Origin of the sequence: Novosphingobium sp. ZN18A2 (assembly GCF_036784765.1) — a bacterium.
Lineage (GTDB): Bacteria > Pseudomonadota > Alphaproteobacteria > Sphingomonadales > Sphingomonadaceae > Novosphingobium.
Map to the genome: position 1 here is coordinate 2,480,759 of NZ_CP136651.1, position 18,031 is coordinate 2,498,789.

18 protein-coding genes, 1 tRNA gene and 2 pseudogenes are annotated in these 18,031 nt (G+C 63.8%); 8 read left to right on the forward strand and 13 right to left on the reverse strand.

Translation table 11 applies throughout. The features are described 5' to 3' along the window. Positions 1-96: 96 nt before the first annotated feature. Positions 97-620, forward strand: a pseudogene (locus RXV95_RS11805) (IS630 family transposase); the annotation flags it as partial. A gap of 50 nt (positions 621-670) precedes the next feature. Here RXV95_RS11805 and RXV95_RS11810 read toward each other — a convergent pair. Together RXV95_RS11810 and RXV95_RS11815 are read right to left on the reverse strand one after the other, a co-directional pair. Continuing rightward, complete coding sequence (locus tag RXV95_RS11810; RefSeq protein WP_338466244.1) at positions 671-1,510, reverse strand: VCBS repeat-containing protein; 840 nt, start codon at positions 1,508-1,510, stop codon at positions 671-673. A gap of 127 nt (positions 1,511-1,637) precedes the next feature. After that, positions 1,638-2,015, reverse strand: coding sequence for a hypothetical protein (locus RXV95_RS11815; RefSeq protein ID WP_338466245.1), 378 nt, complete (start codon positions 2,013-2,015; stop codon positions 1,638-1,640). A gap of 149 nt (positions 2,016-2,164) precedes the next feature. Here RXV95_RS11815 and RXV95_RS11820 point away from each other — a divergent pair, with 149 nt between their 5' ends. After that, entirely contained in the window at positions 2,165-2,380 is a 216-nt protein-coding gene (locus tag RXV95_RS11820) for a helix-turn-helix transcriptional regulator (protein WP_338466246.1), read from the forward strand. Positions 2,381-2,462: 82 nt separating this feature from the next. Here the strand turns inward: RXV95_RS11820 and RXV95_RS11825 are convergent, their stop codons facing one another. Both RXV95_RS11825 and RXV95_RS11830 read right to left on the reverse strand, forming a co-directional pair. Then, positions 2,463-3,950: an ADP-ribosylglycohydrolase family protein gene (locus RXV95_RS11825; RefSeq protein WP_338466247.1), complete on the reverse strand. Its 1,488-nt coding sequence runs from the start codon at positions 3,948-3,950 to the stop codon at positions 2,463-2,465. Positions 3,951-4,067: 117 nt separating this feature from the next. Then, complete coding sequence (locus RXV95_RS11830) at positions 4,068-4,919, reverse strand: alpha/beta hydrolase (RefSeq protein WP_338466248.1); 852 nt, start codon at positions 4,917-4,919, stop codon at positions 4,068-4,070. Positions 4,920-5,225: 306 nt separating this feature from the next. Between RXV95_RS11830 and RXV95_RS11835 the strand changes: the two are divergent. Then, positions 5,226-5,834 (forward strand): annotated as a pseudogene (locus RXV95_RS11835) (integrase core domain-containing protein); the annotation flags it as partial. A gap of 112 nt (positions 5,835-5,946) precedes the next feature. Here the strand turns inward: RXV95_RS11835 and RXV95_RS11840 are convergent. From RXV95_RS11840 to RXV95_RS11850, 3 genes are all read right to left on the reverse strand, one after another. Continuing rightward, entirely contained in the window at positions 5,947-6,552 is a 606-nt protein-coding gene (locus RXV95_RS11840; protein ID WP_338466249.1) for a cation diffusion facilitator family transporter, read from the reverse strand. A 116-nt stretch (positions 6,553-6,668) separates the two neighbouring features. Continuing rightward, complete coding sequence (locus RXV95_RS11845) at positions 6,669-6,935, reverse strand: HGGxSTG domain-containing protein (protein WP_338466250.1); 267 nt, start codon at positions 6,933-6,935, stop codon at positions 6,669-6,671. Between the two features lie 13 nt (positions 6,936-6,948). Beyond that, positions 6,949-7,395, reverse strand: coding sequence for a hypothetical protein (locus RXV95_RS11850; protein ID WP_338466251.1), 447 nt, complete (start codon positions 7,393-7,395; stop codon positions 6,949-6,951). Between the two features lie 331 nt (positions 7,396-7,726). On the opposite strand from RXV95_RS11850, the gene RXV95_RS11855 reads away from it, so the two are divergent. Beyond that, the gene (locus RXV95_RS11855) at positions 7,727-8,143 is read left to right on the forward strand and encodes a DUF2924 domain-containing protein (protein WP_338466252.1); all 417 of its coding nucleotides are present in this window, start codon (positions 7,727-7,729) and stop codon (positions 8,141-8,143) included. Further along, positions 8,140-9,804 carry a recombinase family protein gene (locus tag RXV95_RS11860; protein ID WP_338466253.1) on the forward strand — a complete coding sequence of 555 codons (1,665 nt, stop codon included), beginning with the start codon at positions 8,140-8,142 and terminating at the stop codon, positions 9,802-9,804. Before RXV95_RS11855 ends, RXV95_RS11860 begins: the two co-directional genes overlap by 4 nt. 332 nt (positions 9,805-10,136) lie before the next feature. Here RXV95_RS11860 and RXV95_RS11865 read toward each other — a convergent pair whose 3' ends face one another. Then, entirely contained in the window at positions 10,137-10,805 is a 669-nt protein-coding gene (locus RXV95_RS11865) for a hypothetical protein (protein ID WP_338466254.1), read from the reverse strand. A 775-nt stretch (positions 10,806-11,580) separates the two neighbouring features. Then, a tRNA-Ser gene (locus tag RXV95_RS11870) sits at positions 11,581-11,671 on the reverse strand. Between the two features lie 86 nt (positions 11,672-11,757). Here RXV95_RS11870 and RXV95_RS11875 point away from each other — a divergent pair. The 3 genes from RXV95_RS11875 to RXV95_RS11885 all read left to right on the forward strand — a co-directional run bounded on the left by RXV95_RS11875 (position 11,758) and on the right by RXV95_RS11885 (position 13,694). Beyond that, entirely contained in the window at positions 11,758-12,210 is a 453-nt protein-coding gene (locus RXV95_RS11875; protein ID WP_338466255.1) for a metallopeptidase family protein, read from the forward strand. Positions 12,211-12,381: 171 nt separating this feature from the next. Continuing rightward, positions 12,382-13,347 carry a peptidylprolyl isomerase gene (locus tag RXV95_RS11880; protein WP_338466256.1) on the forward strand — a complete coding sequence of 322 codons (966 nt, stop codon included), beginning with the start codon at positions 12,382-12,384 and terminating at the stop codon, positions 13,345-13,347. Continuing rightward, on the forward strand, positions 13,344-13,694 hold the full coding sequence (locus tag RXV95_RS11885; RefSeq protein WP_338466257.1) for a DUF1905 domain-containing protein: 351 nt from the start codon (positions 13,344-13,346) through the stop codon (positions 13,692-13,694). The genes RXV95_RS11880 and RXV95_RS11885 overlap by 4 nt, the downstream gene beginning before the upstream one ends. Before the next feature lie 231 nt (positions 13,695-13,925). Here the strand turns inward: RXV95_RS11885 and RXV95_RS11890 are convergent, their stop codons facing one another. From RXV95_RS11890 to hemF, 4 genes are all read right to left on the reverse strand, one after another. Beyond that, entirely contained in the window at positions 13,926-14,312 is a 387-nt protein-coding gene (locus RXV95_RS11890; protein WP_338466258.1) for a VOC family protein, read from the reverse strand. 4 nt (positions 14,313-14,316) lie between these two features. Next, on the reverse strand, positions 14,317-16,410 hold the full coding sequence (locus RXV95_RS11895; RefSeq protein ID WP_338466259.1) for a bifunctional (p)ppGpp synthetase/guanosine-3',5'-bis(diphosphate) 3'-pyrophosphohydrolase: 2,094 nt from the start codon (positions 16,408-16,410) through the stop codon (positions 14,317-14,319). A gap of 140 nt (positions 16,411-16,550) precedes the next feature. Then, positions 16,551-17,051 (reverse strand): hypothetical protein, encoded by a 501-nt coding sequence (locus tag RXV95_RS11900; protein WP_338466260.1) that lies wholly within the window; start codon positions 17,049-17,051, stop codon positions 16,551-16,553. 118 nt (positions 17,052-17,169) lie between these two features. Next, positions 17,170-18,027 (reverse strand): oxygen-dependent coproporphyrinogen oxidase, encoded by an 858-nt coding sequence (gene hemF, locus RXV95_RS11905; RefSeq protein ID WP_338466261.1) that lies wholly within the window; start codon positions 18,025-18,027, stop codon positions 17,170-17,172. Positions 18,028-18,031: the final 4 nt, after the last annotated feature.

The following is an 18,031-nucleotide window of genomic DNA, read 5'->3' on the forward strand; positions in this document are numbered from 1 at the left end:
GCTAGAGCGGGTTCCACACGATCTGACTCGGCAGGGATTCCCATTGCGGCTGCGTTGTGATTCAGACTTCCTGCTGGTGGCAGGAGGCCAGCATGGATGGCACGAACGCTTTCACAGGATCTTCGGGACAGGGTCGTTGCAGCGATTGATGGCGGCCTGAGTTGCCGTGCGGCGGCAGCCCGCTTCGGTGTCAGTGCGTCGAGCGCGATCCGCTGGCGATAACTTGCCCTGGAGCATGGTCAGGCCGTGGCCAAGCCGCGCGGCGGTGACCGACATTCGGGCAAGATCGAAGCGCATGGCGGCTTCATTCGGGAACTGATCGCCGAACAGGGAGACATGACCCTGGTCGAGGTTCAGGCGCGGCTGATCGAGCGCGGCGCCCCGGTCGGGATCGGCACGGTGCATCGCTTCTTCGTGCGTCACGGGATCACGCGCAAAAAAAGACCGGGCGCGCGATCGAGCAGGACCGTGCCGACGTCCTGAAGCAACGTCGGCATTGGTTCGACGGCCAGATCGACCTCGAACCCGAGCGCCTCGTCTTCATCGACGAGACTTGGACCGCCACCAACATGACCCGCAGCCACGGACGCTGCCCGAAAGGCGAGCGGCTGCGGATGGGTTAGGCCATTCCGCACTGCCGCTCGCGACCAGCATTACCCACGGACGGACCCTAATCGCCCTGCAAGTTGGCGTTGATATCTCGTGAAATCTTGTCGAACAGGTCGATTATCGACTCCCCTATGCGGGCCTGTGCGAAGGACATGACACACCGCAGGGGAAGGCGCTTGCCCTTTGGCTTGATAGGTATCACCTTGCCATCAACGATATGTTCGGCCCTGTCGATCCGGCCATCGTGATCGACGTCCTGCACCCATGCCGTTGCGCCTTTGTCCGGATAGCCATCGCCATCCATGTCAATTGCCCCGATGATCCATAGATCGAAGCGTCCATCGCCATTGGTATCGACGCCGTGCTGGTGCCACCAAAGGACCGACTTGTCCCTCGTCACGAGCGACCCGCCGTAAAAGACGATCCAGTCCGGCCGCCCATCGCCGTTCAGGTCAAAAAATGCCCCGAAATCCTGAGACTGCTTGTACCTGTTCGGCCGATAATAAACATAGAAATCCGCCTTTCCGTCAGCATCGCGATCCTCGAGTTGAAATTCCATGCCGTCGAGGTTCGACCGCACCGCCTTCCTCAGGACCTTTTTGCCTTCCGGCTTCAGCCATAAGCGATCGAACAAATCGTTGATTGCGCCGTAAATCTGCAAGCGGTGTTCGGAACTGTAGGGGCCAATTTCGGAGACCGTGCGTTCGACGTAGCCCGCGCGTTCCAGTCCTTCCCCGCCTTGGTTCACGGTTTCCTGGGTGGGCGTAACCGTGCTGCCATATGCTGCCGTCGCGGCGACCATGGTCAATACTCCAGCCAGACCACGCACAAGACGTCGCGGACGTTGATGACGCAAGTTAAGTTGAGCACTGCCAAATACGATGTGCTTGTCGAGCCACATTGTCCCTTCCCATCCAACCTGTAGCGCCATGCCTCGACGTGCGATCCGGCTCATTGACCGCCATCAAACCGCCCGAAGTTGACCGAGCAGCGCCAGAACTCCCCACCGCGCCAATCGATGCCGGACATTACCACGTCCATCCAAAAACCCCGGGAGCCCACAGCACCAGGAAAACGAACACGAACCAGGCAAGAGCGCAGGTTGCCAAGGAGACCAGCGCGGCCATCTTCCATGGCCTTCGGCGCCAAATTTGAACGGCGGCTGGAATCCCGCCAAGCGAAAGCAAAAGCGGCAGCACCAGAGAGCCGATGTCGCGCGCGAGTGTCCAGACAACAGGCGGATCAAAAACTCCGCCGATGGAGGCGATGACAAACTCCCAGAGCGTCGCCGTGGCGACCGCCGCGCCAAGCAGGAACCAACCCGCAAAAAACAATATGGCTTGATGTCGATATCGCATCCGCAAAGCCTCGTGCCATGGGTCTTTGCCTTCAGTAAAAAGATTCATCTGCCTATCGCAGAAGAAAGCAAGTCCGGTGTTTTCCCGTTAATGCACCAAAGGAAAGCCGGCTCAAACGCGGGCTCATCAGCGCCTTGCTCAAAACCGGGGACATCGAGGGCCGCTGAGTCGATCAGAGGCCGCAGCTATCCCCTGACATGCTGTCGCCTGCGAGCTGCCGTGCTGCGCGCGACCTGCTCAGGCTCTCGCGGGCCGATCTCGCCCGGCTGGCCGAGGTCAGCGTGTCGACCCTGCGCCGCTTCGAGACCGGCAACGGGACGCCGAGCGCCTATGCCTCGCGCCAGATCCTTGCCGCGCTCAAGAACGAGGGCATTTCCTTTATCGGTCCATCGGGGCAGCCTGAGCTCAAGTAGGCGGTGAAGGTGCCCTTCCCGTCGCTCACCCTTCAGTTGCGCTACGCGCGATTTGCAAACGAACCCGGCGCTGGTTTGCGACCTAGCTGCCCTCTCCATCCGGTGCGGTCATGTCGGCCATGGTGTGGAGCAGGTTCGCGGTGGAAAGCAGCAGGTCGTTCCAGGCGAGCCGCTCGAGCCAGTGCGGCGGGATGCCCGAGAGGCCATGGAGCGCACCGGCCAACTGGCCGGTGATCGCCGCGGTGGTATCGGCATCATCGCCAAGGTTGGCCGCGAGAAGGACGGCATCGGCAAAGGTGCCGGTCCGCGCAACGCACCACAGCGCTGCCTCGAGCGAATGCGCGACATAGCCCGAGGAGCGGATCGCATCGCGCGCCTTGCCGCGCCATGAGCCCGCCATGATCGGTGCGATGGCCCCGGCATAGGGTCCATTGCGGGTCCTCAGGACGTGGCTGCGCGTCTGACCGACGATGGCATCGGCGAGCACATCGGCAAAGGCCACGCAGGCATCGACCGCCTCGGGCGCGCCGTGCGTGGTGCGGCTCTGGCGCGCGGCATGGTCGCGGCGCTTGTCTGCATCCCACAGGTAGCGCAGCGCCACCGGCGCCAGCCGCATCAGGCTGCCGTTGCCCGCGCTCATCGGATCGGTCAATCCGGCAATGGGATCGCCGCTGGCCTTGAATCGCATGAGCGCCTGCCGGGTGGTCACGCCGATATCGAAGCAGGTGCCGGTGCACGAGTTCTCGCCTTCCTCGTACCACTTGAGGAAGCGCGCCATGAGCTCGTCCTCGAAGGGACCCACGGACTGGAACGTCTCGGCCAGTGCCAGCGCCATCGCGGTATCGTCGGTCCACTCGCCCGGCTCGAGCCCGAACGGGCCGCCGCCTGTCATGTCCTCGATCAGCGGGTGGCTGTCGCGCCGGGTGAACTCGAGCGTGGTGCCGATGGCATCGCCGACGGCCAGACCGAGCAGCGCGCCGCGTGCGCGGTCGAGCACCGCGACATCGCTGCGGTCGGGTGTCTCCTCGGGGATCTCCTCGCGGCAGAGGAGATGCGCGCCCTGCTCCGCGGTCTCGATGGCACCGGGCCGGGCTTCGCGGACCATGTCCTTCGCTTCCATGTCGCTCACGCCCAGTTCGATCAGCAGGCGAGCGGCAATGGTCCCTGCCCGGCCCAGTCCACCCTTGCAGTGCACCAGCACGTTGAACCCATCGCGCAGGATCGCGCGCAGCTCTTCGCCCTTCTCGCGCCAGGCATGCTCGAAGGCAAAGCCCGGCACGCCCGCGTCGCGGATCGGCAGGTGGTACCAGGCCATGTGTGCATGGGCCACAGTCGCGCCGAGATCGCGCACGCCGAGGCTCACCAGTTCGTGGGGCTCGACCAGCGTCACCACCGCCGCTGCGTTCCAGCGCTGGATCGCCTCGACGTCGAGCGCAAGGTCGCGGTTCCACGCCCCCGTTGCCGCGTTCGCCTGCTTCTTGCCCGGGCAGAACGTGATCCCGATCAGCCCCTGGCCCTCCCCAGCCTGGACTTCGGCGATCTGCAATGGATGGCTGGTGCTGGTGCGCATGGACTTTCCCCTGTTCCGTATGACAGGGGCACGTGATCCATAGCTTGCCTGCACTTACAACAAATATATGGTTTTATGTGATTTTATGGGGATTTAGTCAGACGCCCGCGCAAAAACTCAGACAGGCATTGTCCGGGACAGGAATTCGAGCACGGCTGCGTTGAACTGATCGTTGCGGTCGCCCGCGACCATGTGACCCGCGCCCGTTATGTTGGTGACTTCAAGCGCGGGAATCCGACGCCTGAGGTCGGCAACACCCTCGTCAGTGACGATGTCAGATTTTAGCCCCCGGACCAGCATCGTTGGAATCCGGTCGGTCCAGTCCGCTTCGTCCATCACGCTGAGCAGGAAACGTGGCTGGCCTTCTGCTCCATCCAGGATGCGCGGATCCCAGTGCCAGCGCCACCGACCGTCGGGGTCTTTGCGCAGGTTCTTGGCCAAGCCCGAAAGATCGTCCGGCCTCGGCCGGCCGGGATTGTAAGCGGCAATTGCGTCTGCCGCTTCTTCAAGATCGACAAAACCTTCGGGGCGTGAGGTCATGAAGGCACGGATGCGCGCGACACCATCAATCGAGACGAGCGGCACGATGTCCACCAGCACAAGAGCCGCGGGATCAAGCCCCTCAGTCGCTGCCTTGAGCGATGTCGCCCCACCGAGCGAGGCGCCAACGAGGGCAAAGGGACTGTTCCCGGCCGCAACGACAGACCTGAGATCAGCCGCCCGCCCTGCCAGATCGTAGCGACCCTGAGGGTCCCAATCGCTCTCGCCGTGGCCGAGCAGGTCATAGTTTATGACCCGATAGCCGGCATCTGCCAGTTCCACCCCGGCACGCGACCAACTGTGCCGCGTCTGCCCACCCCCATGACCAAGCACGACGGTCGGAGCCTCCTCCGGGCCCATTATGTCGGCAGCGATGGTCAGGCCGTTGCGCGTGGATATTCGGATTGTCGGCACGGCAGGCATCTCCATATTCGAGCCTTACAGGAGCCAGGGAGCGCCCTGCCCTGCCCGCGTAATGCCTCACAAGTCAATCAGGTGAGTTCGCTCTGACGGTGCACCGGCATGGTTCAGGGCTTGGGCGGCACGATGCCCTCGGCCGGATAGGCCGGCAGCAATGGCGGCGCGGGCGGCGCGAACGACTTGCCCTGTAGCTTCTGCATCAGCACGCTAACCGCGGGTTCGAGCTGCTTGTCGTGAAGCCGACAACCGCTTGTTTGGACACTCCGGAACGACGGGTTTTGGGTACGCGATCTGCATTTGGCCGTTCGTTCAGATAAGCGGGCCTTGGGCACGCGGGCACCGATGACGATCCCGCAAGGCCCCAACCAGCGCTGGAGCCTGGACTTCGTATCGGATGCCTTCGCATGTGGCCGCAGGTTCCGAATCTTCGCCGTTGTCGACGACTACAGCCGGGAGTGCGTGCGCCTGATCGCCGATACGTCGATTTCCGGCGCACGGGTCGGGCGTGAGCTTGACGCAGCGGTCTTCGAGAGGATGGCACGACCCCACACGATCGTGAGCGACAACGGCACCGAACTGACCAGCATGGCGATCCTGCGCTGGTCGAAGGACCGCAATGTAGAGTGGCACTACATTGCGCCGGGCAAGCCCTACCAGAACGGGTTCATCGAGAGCTTCAACGCACGCCTGCGCGACGAGTTCTTGAACGAGACGATCTTCACCAGCCTCGCCCATGCCCGCCAGGAACTGGAAGCCTGGCGACACGACTACAACCACTTTCGGCCCCACTCGAGCCTCGGGAACAGAACCCCGGCTGAGATCGGGGCAGGATCAAGCGGCGAACCATATTGGGGGCATGCCCCCAATATGGTTGTTGCCATTACGCCCAGCGAAGGGCATCAAAACGGCCCAAGGCTCTACTGATAACTGGTAGAAACTTCGGGCTCAGACCAGCTCTTCCTGCTCTTGAGGTCTGCGGCAAGAGCGACACGAACATCGTCCAAATATTCGGCGTGCCCGATGGCGACGTAGGCGCTCAAATCGCTCGCTGCGCGCCGCGCGCGTCCGAGATGATCTCGAAGGCCTCGCGCATGACATATGCTGCGATGGCTGCGCCAACCGCGAGATCAAAATAGCGCGAGCCGGTCGCCACTACGGCGAGGCCAGAAAGGATAACCGCGGCATTCGCGATGACATCCGCCCGGGTGAATATCCATGCAGCGCGCAAATGAACCTCGTCATTGCGCTGACGCGACAGGAGGCGCAGCACGATGATGTTCACGACCAGGGCCAGGGCAGCGATTGCGATCATCCACCCACCTTCCGGCGAGCCGCCGTCGATGAACCGCCTGACAACTTCCACAAAAAGGCCCGCGCCGAGCGCGAGCAGAGCCAGACCGCTGAACATCGCCGCGTTGGCCTTGAACCGCAGCGAATTGCCGATGGCAACCAAGGCAATCGCATAGACCACTGCATCCGAGAGCATATCGAGCCCGTCCGCGATCAGCCCTGCTGAATTCGCGAAGATGCCGGACGAAGTCTCGACCAGGAACATGAAGGCATTCAAGCCAAGCGCGATGCGCAAGGCCCGCTTTTGCGTGTCGCTTTCGAGAGGTGGAGGTGCGCAGCCGCAATCGGTCATGGAGGCCTCCTAGCAGCTGGGACCGATCATGACATCCGGCGCGTCGCGTAACGTCTGCGATCAACGCTGCTGGACAAGATCCTCGTTCGAACATCAGCCCGCTGGACCGACGGCGCTCACTTCACCGCGGCAAGCTCTTCCTTGACGCGCTTGATCAGCAGGCGCGCGTCGCGGTCCTGTGCCAGCGACGCCTTTGTATAGAGCCCGTGCCGGAGCGCATTGCGGTTGCCCCTGGGCGCCCCGGAGCCCTTGCCGCCATGCATCCGGCAGCGGGTAGCGCCTGCGATGGCGGGCGCACGGCAAGGCGCACCGCTTCGCGTGCGCGCCCCGCAACGCGGAGACCCCAGCATGGGTTCGGTGTTGCGTGGATGGTTCGAGGCCATGGCGCGGATCGCCTCACCCTTCCTCGTTGTGCTTGTCAACGGCAGCGATCAGCTGCGCGGTGAGCCCTGCGAGCCTGCAGGCCATGGCAAGCTTGCGCGAGCGGCCCGCGACGCGGTCGCTGATCCCGCGTGCGGTCTCGAAGCAGTCCATGGCAAAGTCATACGTCTCGCAGGATAGCTGCTTGAGCATCTGTTTATGCGCTGAGCAGACCTCGCCGTCCGAGGCGCCCTCGAGCTGGAAGCGGCGGCGGGGCTCCACGTCCTCGATGCTGGGCTTGGTGCGCGGCGGATCTTCCTCCCAGTCCACATCGCGGTAGGGATTGTGCCTGGGCACGGGCTTGCCGTCGGTTGCCGGTCCGTCGCCGGCACCATTGCCCTGCCGGGACGGCTGTCGGTCCGTGTCGCCCAGCCCAGAATAGGTAGGCTCCTCGAACCTGCCAGGAATGTCATGCTTGTCCATTGCCACTTGCTCCGCGTCGTTTCGCAGCAAGCGTGCTGTCACGACCTGCGGCGCGGCACCCAAAAATCGCATCGACACGCGGGTCGGCCATTTTGTCGGATCAACCCCATACACAGTAGCCAAGGCATCGTGGGCATACCCGCTCACCGCTGCACAAGTCGTCGGACGTCGTCCCTCTTTCCGCTGGACTGCCGGCCGCCTTGCGGCTTGTGTGCCGGTGCAGATTCGCACCGGGGCATGGGTGCCCCGGTCCGCTCCGGCGCCGAGCGTCCGGAGCTCATGGTGGTGAGAAGCAGGATTGATCCTGTGCTGATGGAGCCACCCGAACGCGATGCAGACCCTCGACCTGGACGCCGAACTCACCGCCCTTCCCCATATGTCGCGCCCCCAGCTGCGCCAGCGCTGGATTGACCTCACCGGCGGCCCTGCCCCGCGCGTCAGCGCAGGGCTGATGCGCCTTGCGCTCGCCTACGAGTTGCAGGCCGCGGTGCACGGTACGATGTCGCAGCGCAGCGCCAGGCGCCTGGAACTCGCCGCCGGCGGCAAGGATGCGACACGAACGGCCAAGCGCCGGCTGGTGCGCGAATGGCACGGAACCTTGCACACCGTGACCATTGCCGAAGACGAGACCATCAGCTGGAACGGCAGGCAGTGGAACTCGCTGAGCCAGGTCGCGCGCGCCATCACCGGCACGCGCTGGTCGGGTCCGGCGTTCTTCGGATTGAAGACGCGCAAGGATGCGGCATGACCCCGGTGCGCTGCGCGATCTATACAAGGAAGTCGAGCGACGAGGGCCTCGAACAGGGGTTCAACTCATTGGATGCCCAGCGCGAGGCCTGCGCCGCCTACGTGATGAGTCAGGCGAGCGAAGGCTGGGAACTGTGCCCCGAACACTATGATGACGGCGGCATCTCGGGCGGCACGCTCGAGCGCCCTGCCCTCAAGCAGCTGCTTGCCGACATGGCGGCGGGCAAGATCGACATCATCGTCGTCTACAAGGTCGACCGGCTGACGCGCTCGCTGCTCGACTTCGCCAAGCTGGTCGAGGCGCTCGACAAGGCCGGCACCAGCTTCGTCTCGATCACCCAGTCGTTCAACACCGCCACCAGCATGGGACGCCTGACGCTCAACATGCTGCTGTCCTTCGCCCAGTTCGAGCGCGAGGTCACCGCCGAGCGCATCCGCGACAAGATCGCGGCCTCGAAGGCCAAGGGCATGTGGATGGGCGGGATCCCGCCGCTGGGTTACGAGCCCGATGGGAGAAGCCTGAAGATCGTCGAGGACCATGCCGCGCTGATCCGTGATATCCATGCGCGCTACAGGAAGCTCGGCGCGGTGCGGCTCGTGGCCGACCAGCTGGTGGACGAGGCTATCCGCAAGCCGTTGCGCAACACGGCAGCGGGCAAGACCTACGGCGGCGGCTGGTTCTCGCGCGGCCAGCTCTATGCGATCCTCAGGAACCCGATCTATGCAGGATACATCGCGCACCATGGCAAGCTGCACCGCGGCGCGCACAAGGCGATCATTGCCCGCGAGGAATGGGACAAGGTCCAGAAGCAGCTCGACGGGAATGGAAACGGCAAGCAGGCCAGGACGCCGCGCGCGGCGTCGGCCCCGCTGGCAGGCCTGCTGGTCGACGAGGCCGGCGAGCCACTCGTTGCCACGCACACCCGCAAGGGCAGGCAGCGCTATACCTACTATGTCAGCAAGGTGCTCCAGCACGGAACACGCGATGCAGCCGACTCTGGCATGCGCATTCCCGCGCGCGAGATCGAGGACCTCGTGACCGGCGAACTCACGCGGCTGATCGAGGACCCGATCCGGTTTTGCGAACGAACCCGGCTCAAGTTCGATCCCGATGCCTTCGCCCCGTTCGTGACGCGGACCAAGGCGCTGGCCGAGAAGCTGGGCCGTTCGCGCACCAGCACGCTGCGCCCGCTACTGTCGCAAGTGCGCATCCTGCCCCGGAGCGTCGAGATCGCGCTTTCCGCCAAAGGCCTGCGCGCCGCGCTTGACCTGCCCGACGCTGAAGACCTCGCTGTCTCGCTCACCCTCACCTGCAATGTCCGCCTCACCCGCACCGGACGTGCGGTGCGGCTGGTTCACGACAACGGCGTCCCGATCAGGACCGGCGAGCCGGACCCTGCGCTCCTGCGTCTCCTGATGCGCGCCCGGGAATGGTGGGCGATGCTCGCCGAGGGCGAGTTCGACGTGACCACGCTCGCCAGGCGCGAAGGGGTCAACGATTCCTACCTGTGCCGTGTCGTGAGGCTGGCCTTCCTCTCCCCGCAGGTCGTCGACGGCATCGTCGCGGGGAAATTGAAGCCCGGGATCGATATCACCGCGCTGCTCAAGGCCGGAACGATACAAGGCGACTGGGTCGAGCAAGGCCAGGCCTTGCTGCGGTGATGACACGTTGACGGCACCTGCGATTCTGGTTCATTTTTAACCGTGAACCAGAATTATCACCCGGCCAATAGAGGCAAATCGATCCTTGCTGGTCAGCGGCTCAGTCTGGTTGACGGCCTCAATTTTGTTGACCCTAGTTGACTGGATCAGGGAATTTCTCCTCCGTCGGTCCGCCCGGTCAAAAACTCCCCGCAAATGCGACAACTAAACAGCCGCAATTGGAAAGCGTTGAACCCCGGGCATGCCAGGACTTCTGCGGCCTTCAGCGGCAACCTCGCGCTCGAGCGAGCGTCAACTTTGCGACAACAAATTGGCTGGATCGCGCAGGCCGATCATGGTTTAGCCAGTTCAAACACCTTGGCCGGCCGATGCGCACCGCCCCGGACATATTTCGTGGGCTTGAGTTTGCTGCCGTCCGAAAATATCCGCTCGAGCATTCGCTTGCGGAAGAGAGGCTTGTTCAAGCTGCGATTGAGCACCGCCTCGTGCGCCTGCTGCAACTCGAGCAGCGTAAAGTATCCCGGAACAAGCTGAAAACCGAGCATCGACCAATCGAGGATCCGGCGCAGATGGCGCACGGCCTCGACAATGATCTCGTCATGATCGAGCCCGGCCCTGACACTCAGCCCACCAAGGCTCAGGTGTGGCTGGGCCAGTTCGTCGTGAACCTCGACTTCGATCAATTGCATTTCGTGGGACACGCCCACGTGAGGCAAGATCCATGCTGACTGCACGGTTCCAAGGAAGCCGACACTTGCCATCCACCCCCGCGGGTCGCGTCCGGGATCGGCGAAGGTGTGGAATTGCTCCACCTTCACATCGACCGGTCCAACCTGGTCCATGAGAATGCTGTTGGCCTGATGTTCAAGCCTGGTCGGTCGTTGGACAAACGCGCCAGGAAGATAGAACAGCCCATCTTCTCGCTCTCGCATCACCACATGGAGCGAGCCTTCATGCACGGTGAGGAGAACAATCTCGATTGAAAGCTGCAGCGGCGACACGGCGGAGATTGCCCTCTGCAACTACGGTTGGGTCAGTGCATTGATCAAGCAGATCACGTCGCTGCACGCAATACATTGCAAAATCAATTATCTGCTGGACTGCCCGCGACCTTGCCCGCATGTGATGCTGTGTGATCGAGTCTCGGCAATGAAACTCATCAGCACACGTTGTCAGATCCGCACGACGGTCGGCACAATCACCAAATCCCGGCTCCAGAAAGGCCATCACCCCGCAAGCGCGAGATCGCGTCATTGCAGCGTTGTAGTTGTCGCCACTATCGCCATGTTGACTCTTCCCTTTTTTTGTCCGCCGAACGGTCAACCCGTCCGGGTTATAACTCAAGACAAAAAAGCGGCGTTCGAGCGCTGGGAGCGCCACGAGGCCAGCAAAACTGCCATTTTTTCGACATCAGGGTGGCGCCCCCAATCATGTTGACCGTTATTGACCCGACAACTTCGGTTATGTTGACCGTGGTTGTCAGGTCAACTTTTCCGCCTCCGAGACAACCAACTGCGCTGCAATGTCGCAGCGCCATTTTCCACCGCCTGTGGAGGGCCCTCGCCCCACCGATAACGGCGCCGATGGCTGACATTTGTTCGACCTGTGGGGCTCGCGCAGGAAGGGCGCATTCTCTCTGCCGGGGTGCGCGGAGAACAGGCGTCGGAAGCGTCGCAGTTGATTGCTCTCTGACAGTCAATCTGCTGCCCGAAGCCCGCGCAATTTCGCGGTCTTCTCTGGCGCTCTCCGGACTGGTAGCTGAGCCAAGGGGCTAGGTGGCGGAGCGGGAGGGATTCGAACCCTCGATACGGGGTTACCGTATACACACTTTCCAGGCGTGCGCCTTCGACCACTCGGCCACCGCTCCGCATGTCCTTCCGGCCAAGGCCACCGGGACAAGGGTTGCGCACCTAGCCGCGTGCGGGCGGCTTGGCAAGCGGGGCCGTGCATGGTTTGCAGGCACATCTTGAACAGCGGGTCCGCGCGCGCCAGATTATCGCGGTGACGCACCTCTTCCCCCACGATCCCACCGCGCACGAGATAGAGCGCATCGCGAGGAAGGCGATGTTGGGCCTTCCCTTGGAATTCCAGCGCACACTGGACGAAATCGTATTGCAGGTGGAAGAGTTCGCCGACCGCGAAACGCTTGAGAAAATGGGCATCGCCAGCCGCTGGCAATTGATCGGCCTGTACCAGGGCATCCCGCTGACAGAGCGCAGCATCGGCATGACCGGCCGTTTTCCCGACCGTATCCGCCTGTTCCGCCAGCCGCTGCTGGCCGACTGGCGCTCGCGCCCCGGCGAAACGCTGGAGCGCGTGGTCGCCCACGTGCTGATCCACGAGGTGGGGCACCACTTCGGCCTTTCGGACGGGGATATGTACGGGCTGGAGGACGAGCCGGAGTAGGGCGCGGGCGGAATCGCCACGCCCGTGCGTTTGCCCACCCCTGCCCCCTCCCGCAAGCGGGAGGGGAAATTCGGTCGCGTGTTCTCCCCTCCCGCTTGCGGGAGGGGCTGTGAGACTTGTCGAGCGTAGCGAGGCTAGTCGCAGCGGGGTGGGCGTGGCAGAACTCTTGCCATGAAGATACCGCTGCTTGCCCTCGCCGCGCTCACCCTCACCGCTCCCGCGCTGGCTGACGAGTCGAAACCTGCGCCCTCCCCCAATGAAATCGTCGAGGCCGCTCCCGCCTCGGACTGGGTGACGATCGCGCCGTCTGACCTCATCGTGATGGACCTCGCGCCTGACCGTGACGGCAACAAGCGCCGCGTGGTGATCCAGTTGATGCCGCCGCCATTTTCGCAAGGGTGGATCGGCAACATCCGCAAACTGGCCGAAGCGCACTGGTGGGACGGCACCGCAATCACGCGGGTGCAGGACAATTACGTGGTGCAATGGGGCGATCCCGATGCGGAGGACAAGGCGAAGGCCAGGCCGTTGCCGGCGGGCCTGACGAGCGTGCCGGAGAGCGAATATTCATCCTCTTCGTCACAGATCTGGCCGATCATCAAATCCGCAATTGGACATGAAACGATTGGAACGCCGCCGCCTGCACATCCGGTTGTCCTGAAGGATCCTTATGCCGATTCTTCGCTGGACTGGCACGGCTGGCCAATCGGAACAGACGGCGGGCGGATGTGGCCCATCCACTGCTACGGCATGGTCGGCGTCGGCCGGAACTATTCACCTGACACCGGATCGGGCGCCGAGCTCTACACCGTGATCGGCACACCGCCGCGCCATCTTGATCGCAACATCGCGCTGGTGGGCCGGGTAATCGAGGGGATGGAATACCTCTCCAGCCTGCCGCGCGGGCATGGGCTATTGGGGTTCTACCGCAACCCCGAACACCGCGTGCCGATCCGGTCGATCCGGCTGGGCTACGAAGCAAGCGGCCTGCCCGCCTATCAATACCTTTCCACCGAAAGCACCGCTTTCGCTAAATATGAAGACGCCCGCGCGAACCGGCGCGATCCGTTCTTTATCCATCCGGCAGGCGGCGCGGACATCTGCAACGTTCCCGTCCCCGTCCGCCGCGCGCCGTGACCCTTCGGCAAGCTCAGGGCAATCGGGAATCGCTTTGCCACGCCGGCCCGCTGTGGCGCTGGACCGGCCAGAGCGGCACCGGCAGCTGGCATTTTCTGTCGATAGACGGCGCCGCGGGCGAGGAACTGTCGGCCACCGCGCTGATGCGGCGGCTGGAAGGGATGACGCGCGGCTGGGGTTCGCTCAAGGTCACGGCAACGCTGGGACACAGCCGTTGGACGACATCGGTATTCCCGCAGAAGAACGACGGGCAGACCACCTGGCTGCTCCCCGTCAAACTGGCGATACGCAAGGCCGAGGATGTGGCCGAGGGCGACGAGGTATCGGTGACGCTGGAGGTGCTTTAGCGGCGGGGAAATAGCAGCGGCTATCCGGGAGCAATTGGGTCAGGTCGAACGGCGGAAATTACGGGGTTGGCTGCCCTCGCACATTTGCCTACCCCGCTGCGACTAGCACCACCTGCGGCGGCGCAAGTCTCGCTCCCCTCCCGCTTGCGGGAGGGGTTGGGGGTGGGCCGGCGCAACTTTCGCTTTCGGTCGGAAACACCGGATAGCGATAACCGCATCCGTCCGCGCGGCCTAAACCCTCTGCATCAGTTCTATGCGGTTGCCGAAGGGATCGTGGATGTCACCGCGGATATAGCCGTCAAGCGGCTTGCCTTCGGAAAAGTCGATCCCGCGCGCCTCCAGCCGGGCGACAAGTGCGGCAAGGTCATCCACCAGAAGGGCCGCGTGCGCCTTGCGCGAGGGGAAGAAGGAATCCTCCACGCCCATGTGGATGTGCGCCGCGCCGCCTTCGAACCAGCACCCGCCGTTGAGCGCAAGATGCGGCGGTTTCGGCACTTCGGTCAGCCCCAGCACTTCGCCATAGAACAGGCGCGCATCGGCCTCTCCGCCGTGGGGCATGGCCATCTGCACGTGATCGAGGCCGACCACCCTGCCCACGCGGGTTTTCGCGTCCGTCATCGCCTCAGATCCTTTCCGCCTGCGAAACCGCGTCGCTTGCGCGAAGCGCGGAGATGATGCGGGTCAGGTGCGCAAGGTCGCGCACTTCAAGGTCGCATTCGTACGTGTGAAAGGGGTCGTCGCGCTGGGTCATCTCGAGGTTCACCACGTTGGCGTGGTTCTTGGCGAAGATACCCGCCATTTCCGCCAGCGTGCCCGGACGGTTGAACAGCACCGCGCGGATGCGGCCGATCGCGCCGTCGGTCCGCTTGTCCCAGGCAAGGTCTATCCAGTCGGCATCGATACCGTTGGCCAGCGTCAGGCAGTCGATCGAATGAACCTCGACGCCCTTGTCCGGCAGGCGCAGGCCCACGATGCGGTCGCCCGGCACCGGGTGGCAGCAATCGGCCAGCTTGAATGCCATGCCCGGCGTCAATCCGCGAATGGCGATGGCGCGCTTCTGCTTGGGCCACTGGTCGGGATCGGGCAGGTCCGCCGCGCTGCCCGGCATCAGCGCTTCCATCACGTCGCGATCGTCCAGCTTGGCCGATCCGATCGCATGCATCAGTTCTTCCTCGGACGACAGCTTCAGCCGCTTGATCGCGTCCTTCAACGCCTTCTTGCCCACTTTTCCGGGCAGGCGCTCGACGATTTCCTCATAAAGCTTGGCCCCGATGGCGGCCACTTCGGCGCGTTCCTTCATCCGCACCGCGCGGCGGATGGCGGCGCGCGCCTTGCCGGTAACGACGAAGCCCAGCCACGAAAGCTGCGGTTCGGCGCTGTTGCTCTTGATGATTTCCACCACGTCGCCGTTACCCAACTGCGTGCGCAGCGGCACGTGGCGGCCGTTGATCTTCGCGCCTACCGCCTGCGCCCCCAGATCGGTGTGGACGGCAAAGGCGAAGTCAATCGGCGTCGCGCCCTTGGGCAACTGGAACAGCGCGCCCTTGGGGGTGAAGGCGAAGATGCGATCCTGGTAGATCGCCATCTTGGTGTTTTCCAGCAGCTCTTCCGCGTCGCTGCTCGCATCGAGAATCTCGACTAGGTCACGCAGCCAGCCCACCTGCCCGTCGGGCCGCCTGCCGCCTTGCTTGTAGGCCCAGTGCGCGGCCAGGCCGAATTCGTTGGTGCGGTGCATCTCGTGCGTCTTGATCTGCACTTCCACGCGCATCGACCCGCCATAGATCAGCGATGTGTGCAGGCTTTGATAGCCGTTCATCTTGGGGGTCGAGATGTAATCCTTGAAGCGTCCCGGAATCATCTGCCAGTGGCGATGGAGCACGCCCAGCGCGGTATAGCAATCGTCGGCGCTGTCGGTCAGCACGCGAAAGGCCATGATGTCGGTGATCTGTTCGAAGCTGACGTGGCGTTCGGCCATCTTGCGCCAGATCGAATAGGGATGCTTTTCCCGGCCCGAGACTTCCACCGTCAGCCCGGCTTCGGCCAGCGCCTGCTTCACTTCCAGCGCGATCTGCCCCACTTGCGCGCCACTTTCCTCGCGGATCGCGGCCAGGCGCCCGGTAATCGTGGCATAGGCTTCGGGCTCAAGCTGTTCGAAGGCGAGCAGCTGCATTTCGCGCATGTATTCATACATGCCCACGCGCTCGGCCAGCGGGGCATAGATATCCATCGTCTCGCGCGCGATGCGCTTGCGCTTGTCCTCGCGCTTGATGAAATGGAGCGTGCGCATGTTGTGCAGCCGGTCCGCCAGCTTCACCAGCAGCACGCGCAAGTCCTCGCTCATCGCCAGAAGGAACTTGCGCAGGTTTTCGGCCGCACGCTCGTTCTCGGTCATCTGCTCGATCTTGGAGAGCTTGGTAACGCCATCGACCAGCCGCGCGACATCGCCGCCGAACAACCGTTCGATCTCCTCGGTGGTGGCCAGCGTATCTTCCACCGTATCGTGCAGCAGCGCGGTCACGACCGTGTCGGAATCGAGCTTCAGTTCGGTCATCAGGCCGGCGACTTCGACCGGGTGCGAGAAATAGGGGTCGCCGCTGGCCCGCTTCTGCGTGCCGTGTTTCTGGACGGTATAGACATAGGCACGGTTCAGCACCGCCTCGTCGGCGTCCGGTTCATACGCTTTGACGCGTTCGACAAGTTCGTACTGGCGCAGCATTGCGCCCTAGATGTGCGAATTATTTGCAGAAGGGGCAAGAGGAGATGCGCGCGCAACGCAGGACGGTCGCCCGCGCGCCGAAACGCGGCAGGACCGTATCGCTCCCGTTCCTGCCCGGCCCGCGCGCGGCGGGCAAGCGATCAGCGCAGCGATCGCTGCAACTGCGCCACCAGGCCGCGCGCGGCGGGACTGAGCCGCGACGACGGCATCCCGCCGGCCTCTTGCGCCACGCTTGCGGCGGTGCGGCAGAACCGTTCGGGGGAACGCTGGTTGGAATAGCGGTTGTAAACGCGCGTCTGCTGGTGATCGAAGGCGCGCGCGCCATAGCGGTGCACCTCTTCCTGATAGGCCGCGGACAGCAGGGCGCGATGGCGGGCAAGCATCCGGCGATAGGCGGGCGCCACCGATGCGCGCGAACGGCCACGGCACGTGAGCGCCGCCACGTTCAGGCCAGAGCGCAATTCCCACACAGCGGGCGCGGCGCGGCCCGGCGATACATATCCGTTCGAAGGCGCGTTTGCAGGCGGACGCGACGCCAGCGGCGGTGGCCGCCGCGACCCCACACAACCACCCAGCAAAACAGTGCCCGTCACCACCGCGAGGACCGTCAGCCTCGCGGGAAAAAACCCGTCCAGATTCATGTGTCGACCCTTCCCTCTTGTCGGGACGGGGATGACCGTTCCGGACCTTTCGCGCCCGCGTCTTTCGGCAAGCCGTGGGCGCTCCGCGACGGGCGGAACCCAACCCGACGGCGTGACGTCAACTCCAGGTCGCTTCGGGCGGAAGGCTCATCAGGATGGCATCGATATTGCCGCCGGTCTTCAACCCGAACAGCGTGCCGCGATCGTAGACCAGGTTGAATTCGGCATAGCGGCCGCGCCATTCAAGCTGGCGCTGCTTGTCCTCTCCGGTCCATTCGGCATTCATGCGGCGGCGGACCAATTCGGGAAAGATCTCGAGGAACGCCTTCCCCACGTCGCGCGTGAATTCGAAGTTGCGTTCCCACGCCGCTTCGTCCGCGCATTCCAGGTGATCGTAGAATATGCCGCCCACCCCGCGCGCGACGCCGCGGTGCGGGATGAAGAAATATTCGTCCGCCCACTTCGAAAAGCGATCGTAATAGGTAGGGTTGTGGCGCGAACAGGCGGCGCGGAACGCCGCATGGAAATCGGCCGTGTCCTCTTCATAGGGAATCGGCGGGTTCAGGTCCGCCCCGCCGCCGAACCATGCCGCCGTCGTCGTCAGGAAGCGGGTGTTCATGTGCACGGCGGGCACGTGCGGATTGGCCATGTGCGCGACAAGGCTGATGCCGGTGGCGGTGAATCCGGGATTTTCCGCGCTGGCGCCGTTGATCGTGCGCGCGAACTCGGGCGCGAAAGTGCCGTGCACGGTCGAAACGTTCACGCCGACCTTTTCGAACACCTTGCCCTTCATCAGCCCCTGCACGCCGCCGCCGCCGTCACCGTCCGCATCGGCTTCGCGCTGCCACGGCCGGTATTCGAACGACGCATCGCTGCCGGCTTCGCGCTCTATCGCTTCGAATGCATCGCAAATGCGGGTGCGCAGGTCTTCGAACCAGTCCTTTGCGCGGGCGGTGTACGGGGTCCAGTCGGTCATGCAG

Bases quoted from the DNA above. Each gene is read 5' to 3' on its own strand.
- RXV95_RS11810 (WP_338466244.1), bottom strand. From the start codon at position 1,510: ATGTGGCTCGACAAGCACATCGTATTTGGCAGTGCTCAACTTAACTTG.
- RXV95_RS11815 (WP_338466245.1), bottom strand. From the start codon at position 2,015: ATGAATCTTTTTACTGAAGGCAAAGACCCATGGCACGAGGCTTTGCGG.
- RXV95_RS11820 (WP_338466246.1), top strand. From the start codon at position 2,165: ATGCTGTCGCCTGCGAGCTGCCGTGCTGCGCGCGACCTGCTCAGGCTC.
- RXV95_RS11825 (WP_338466247.1), bottom strand. From the start codon at position 3,950: ATGCGCACCAGCACCAGCCATCCATTGCAGATCGCCGAAGTCCAGGCT.
- RXV95_RS11830 (WP_338466248.1), bottom strand. From the start codon at position 4,919: ATGGAGATGCCTGCCGTGCCGACAATCCGAATATCCACGCGCAACGGC.
- RXV95_RS11840 (WP_338466249.1), bottom strand. From the start codon at position 6,552: ATGACCGATTGCGGCTGCGCACCTCCACCTCTCGAAAGCGACACGCAA.
- RXV95_RS11845 (WP_338466250.1), bottom strand. From the start codon at position 6,935: ATGGCCTCGAACCATCCACGCAACACCGAACCCATGCTGGGGTCTCCG.
- RXV95_RS11850 (WP_338466251.1), bottom strand. From the start codon at position 7,395: ATGGACAAGCATGACATTCCTGGCAGGTTCGAGGAGCCTACCTATTCT.
- RXV95_RS11855 (WP_338466252.1), top strand. From the start codon at position 7,727: ATGCAGACCCTCGACCTGGACGCCGAACTCACCGCCCTTCCCCATATG.
- RXV95_RS11860 (WP_338466253.1), top strand. From the start codon at position 8,140: ATGACCCCGGTGCGCTGCGCGATCTATACAAGGAAGTCGAGCGACGAG.
- RXV95_RS11880 (WP_338466256.1), top strand. From the start codon at position 12,382: ATGAAGATACCGCTGCTTGCCCTCGCCGCGCTCACCCTCACCGCTCCC.
- RXV95_RS11890 (WP_338466258.1), bottom strand. From the start codon at position 14,312: ATGACGGACGCGAAAACCCGCGTGGGCAGGGTGGTCGGCCTCGATCAC.
- RXV95_RS11895 (WP_338466259.1), bottom strand. From the start codon at position 16,410: ATGCTGCGCCAGTACGAACTTGTCGAACGCGTCAAAGCGTATGAACCG.
- RXV95_RS11900 (WP_338466260.1), bottom strand. From the start codon at position 17,051: ATGAATCTGGACGGGTTTTTTCCCGCGAGGCTGACGGTCCTCGCGGTG.
- hemF (WP_338466261.1), bottom strand. From the start codon at position 18,027: ATGACCGACTGGACCCCGTACACCGCCCGCGCAAAGGACTGGTTCGAA.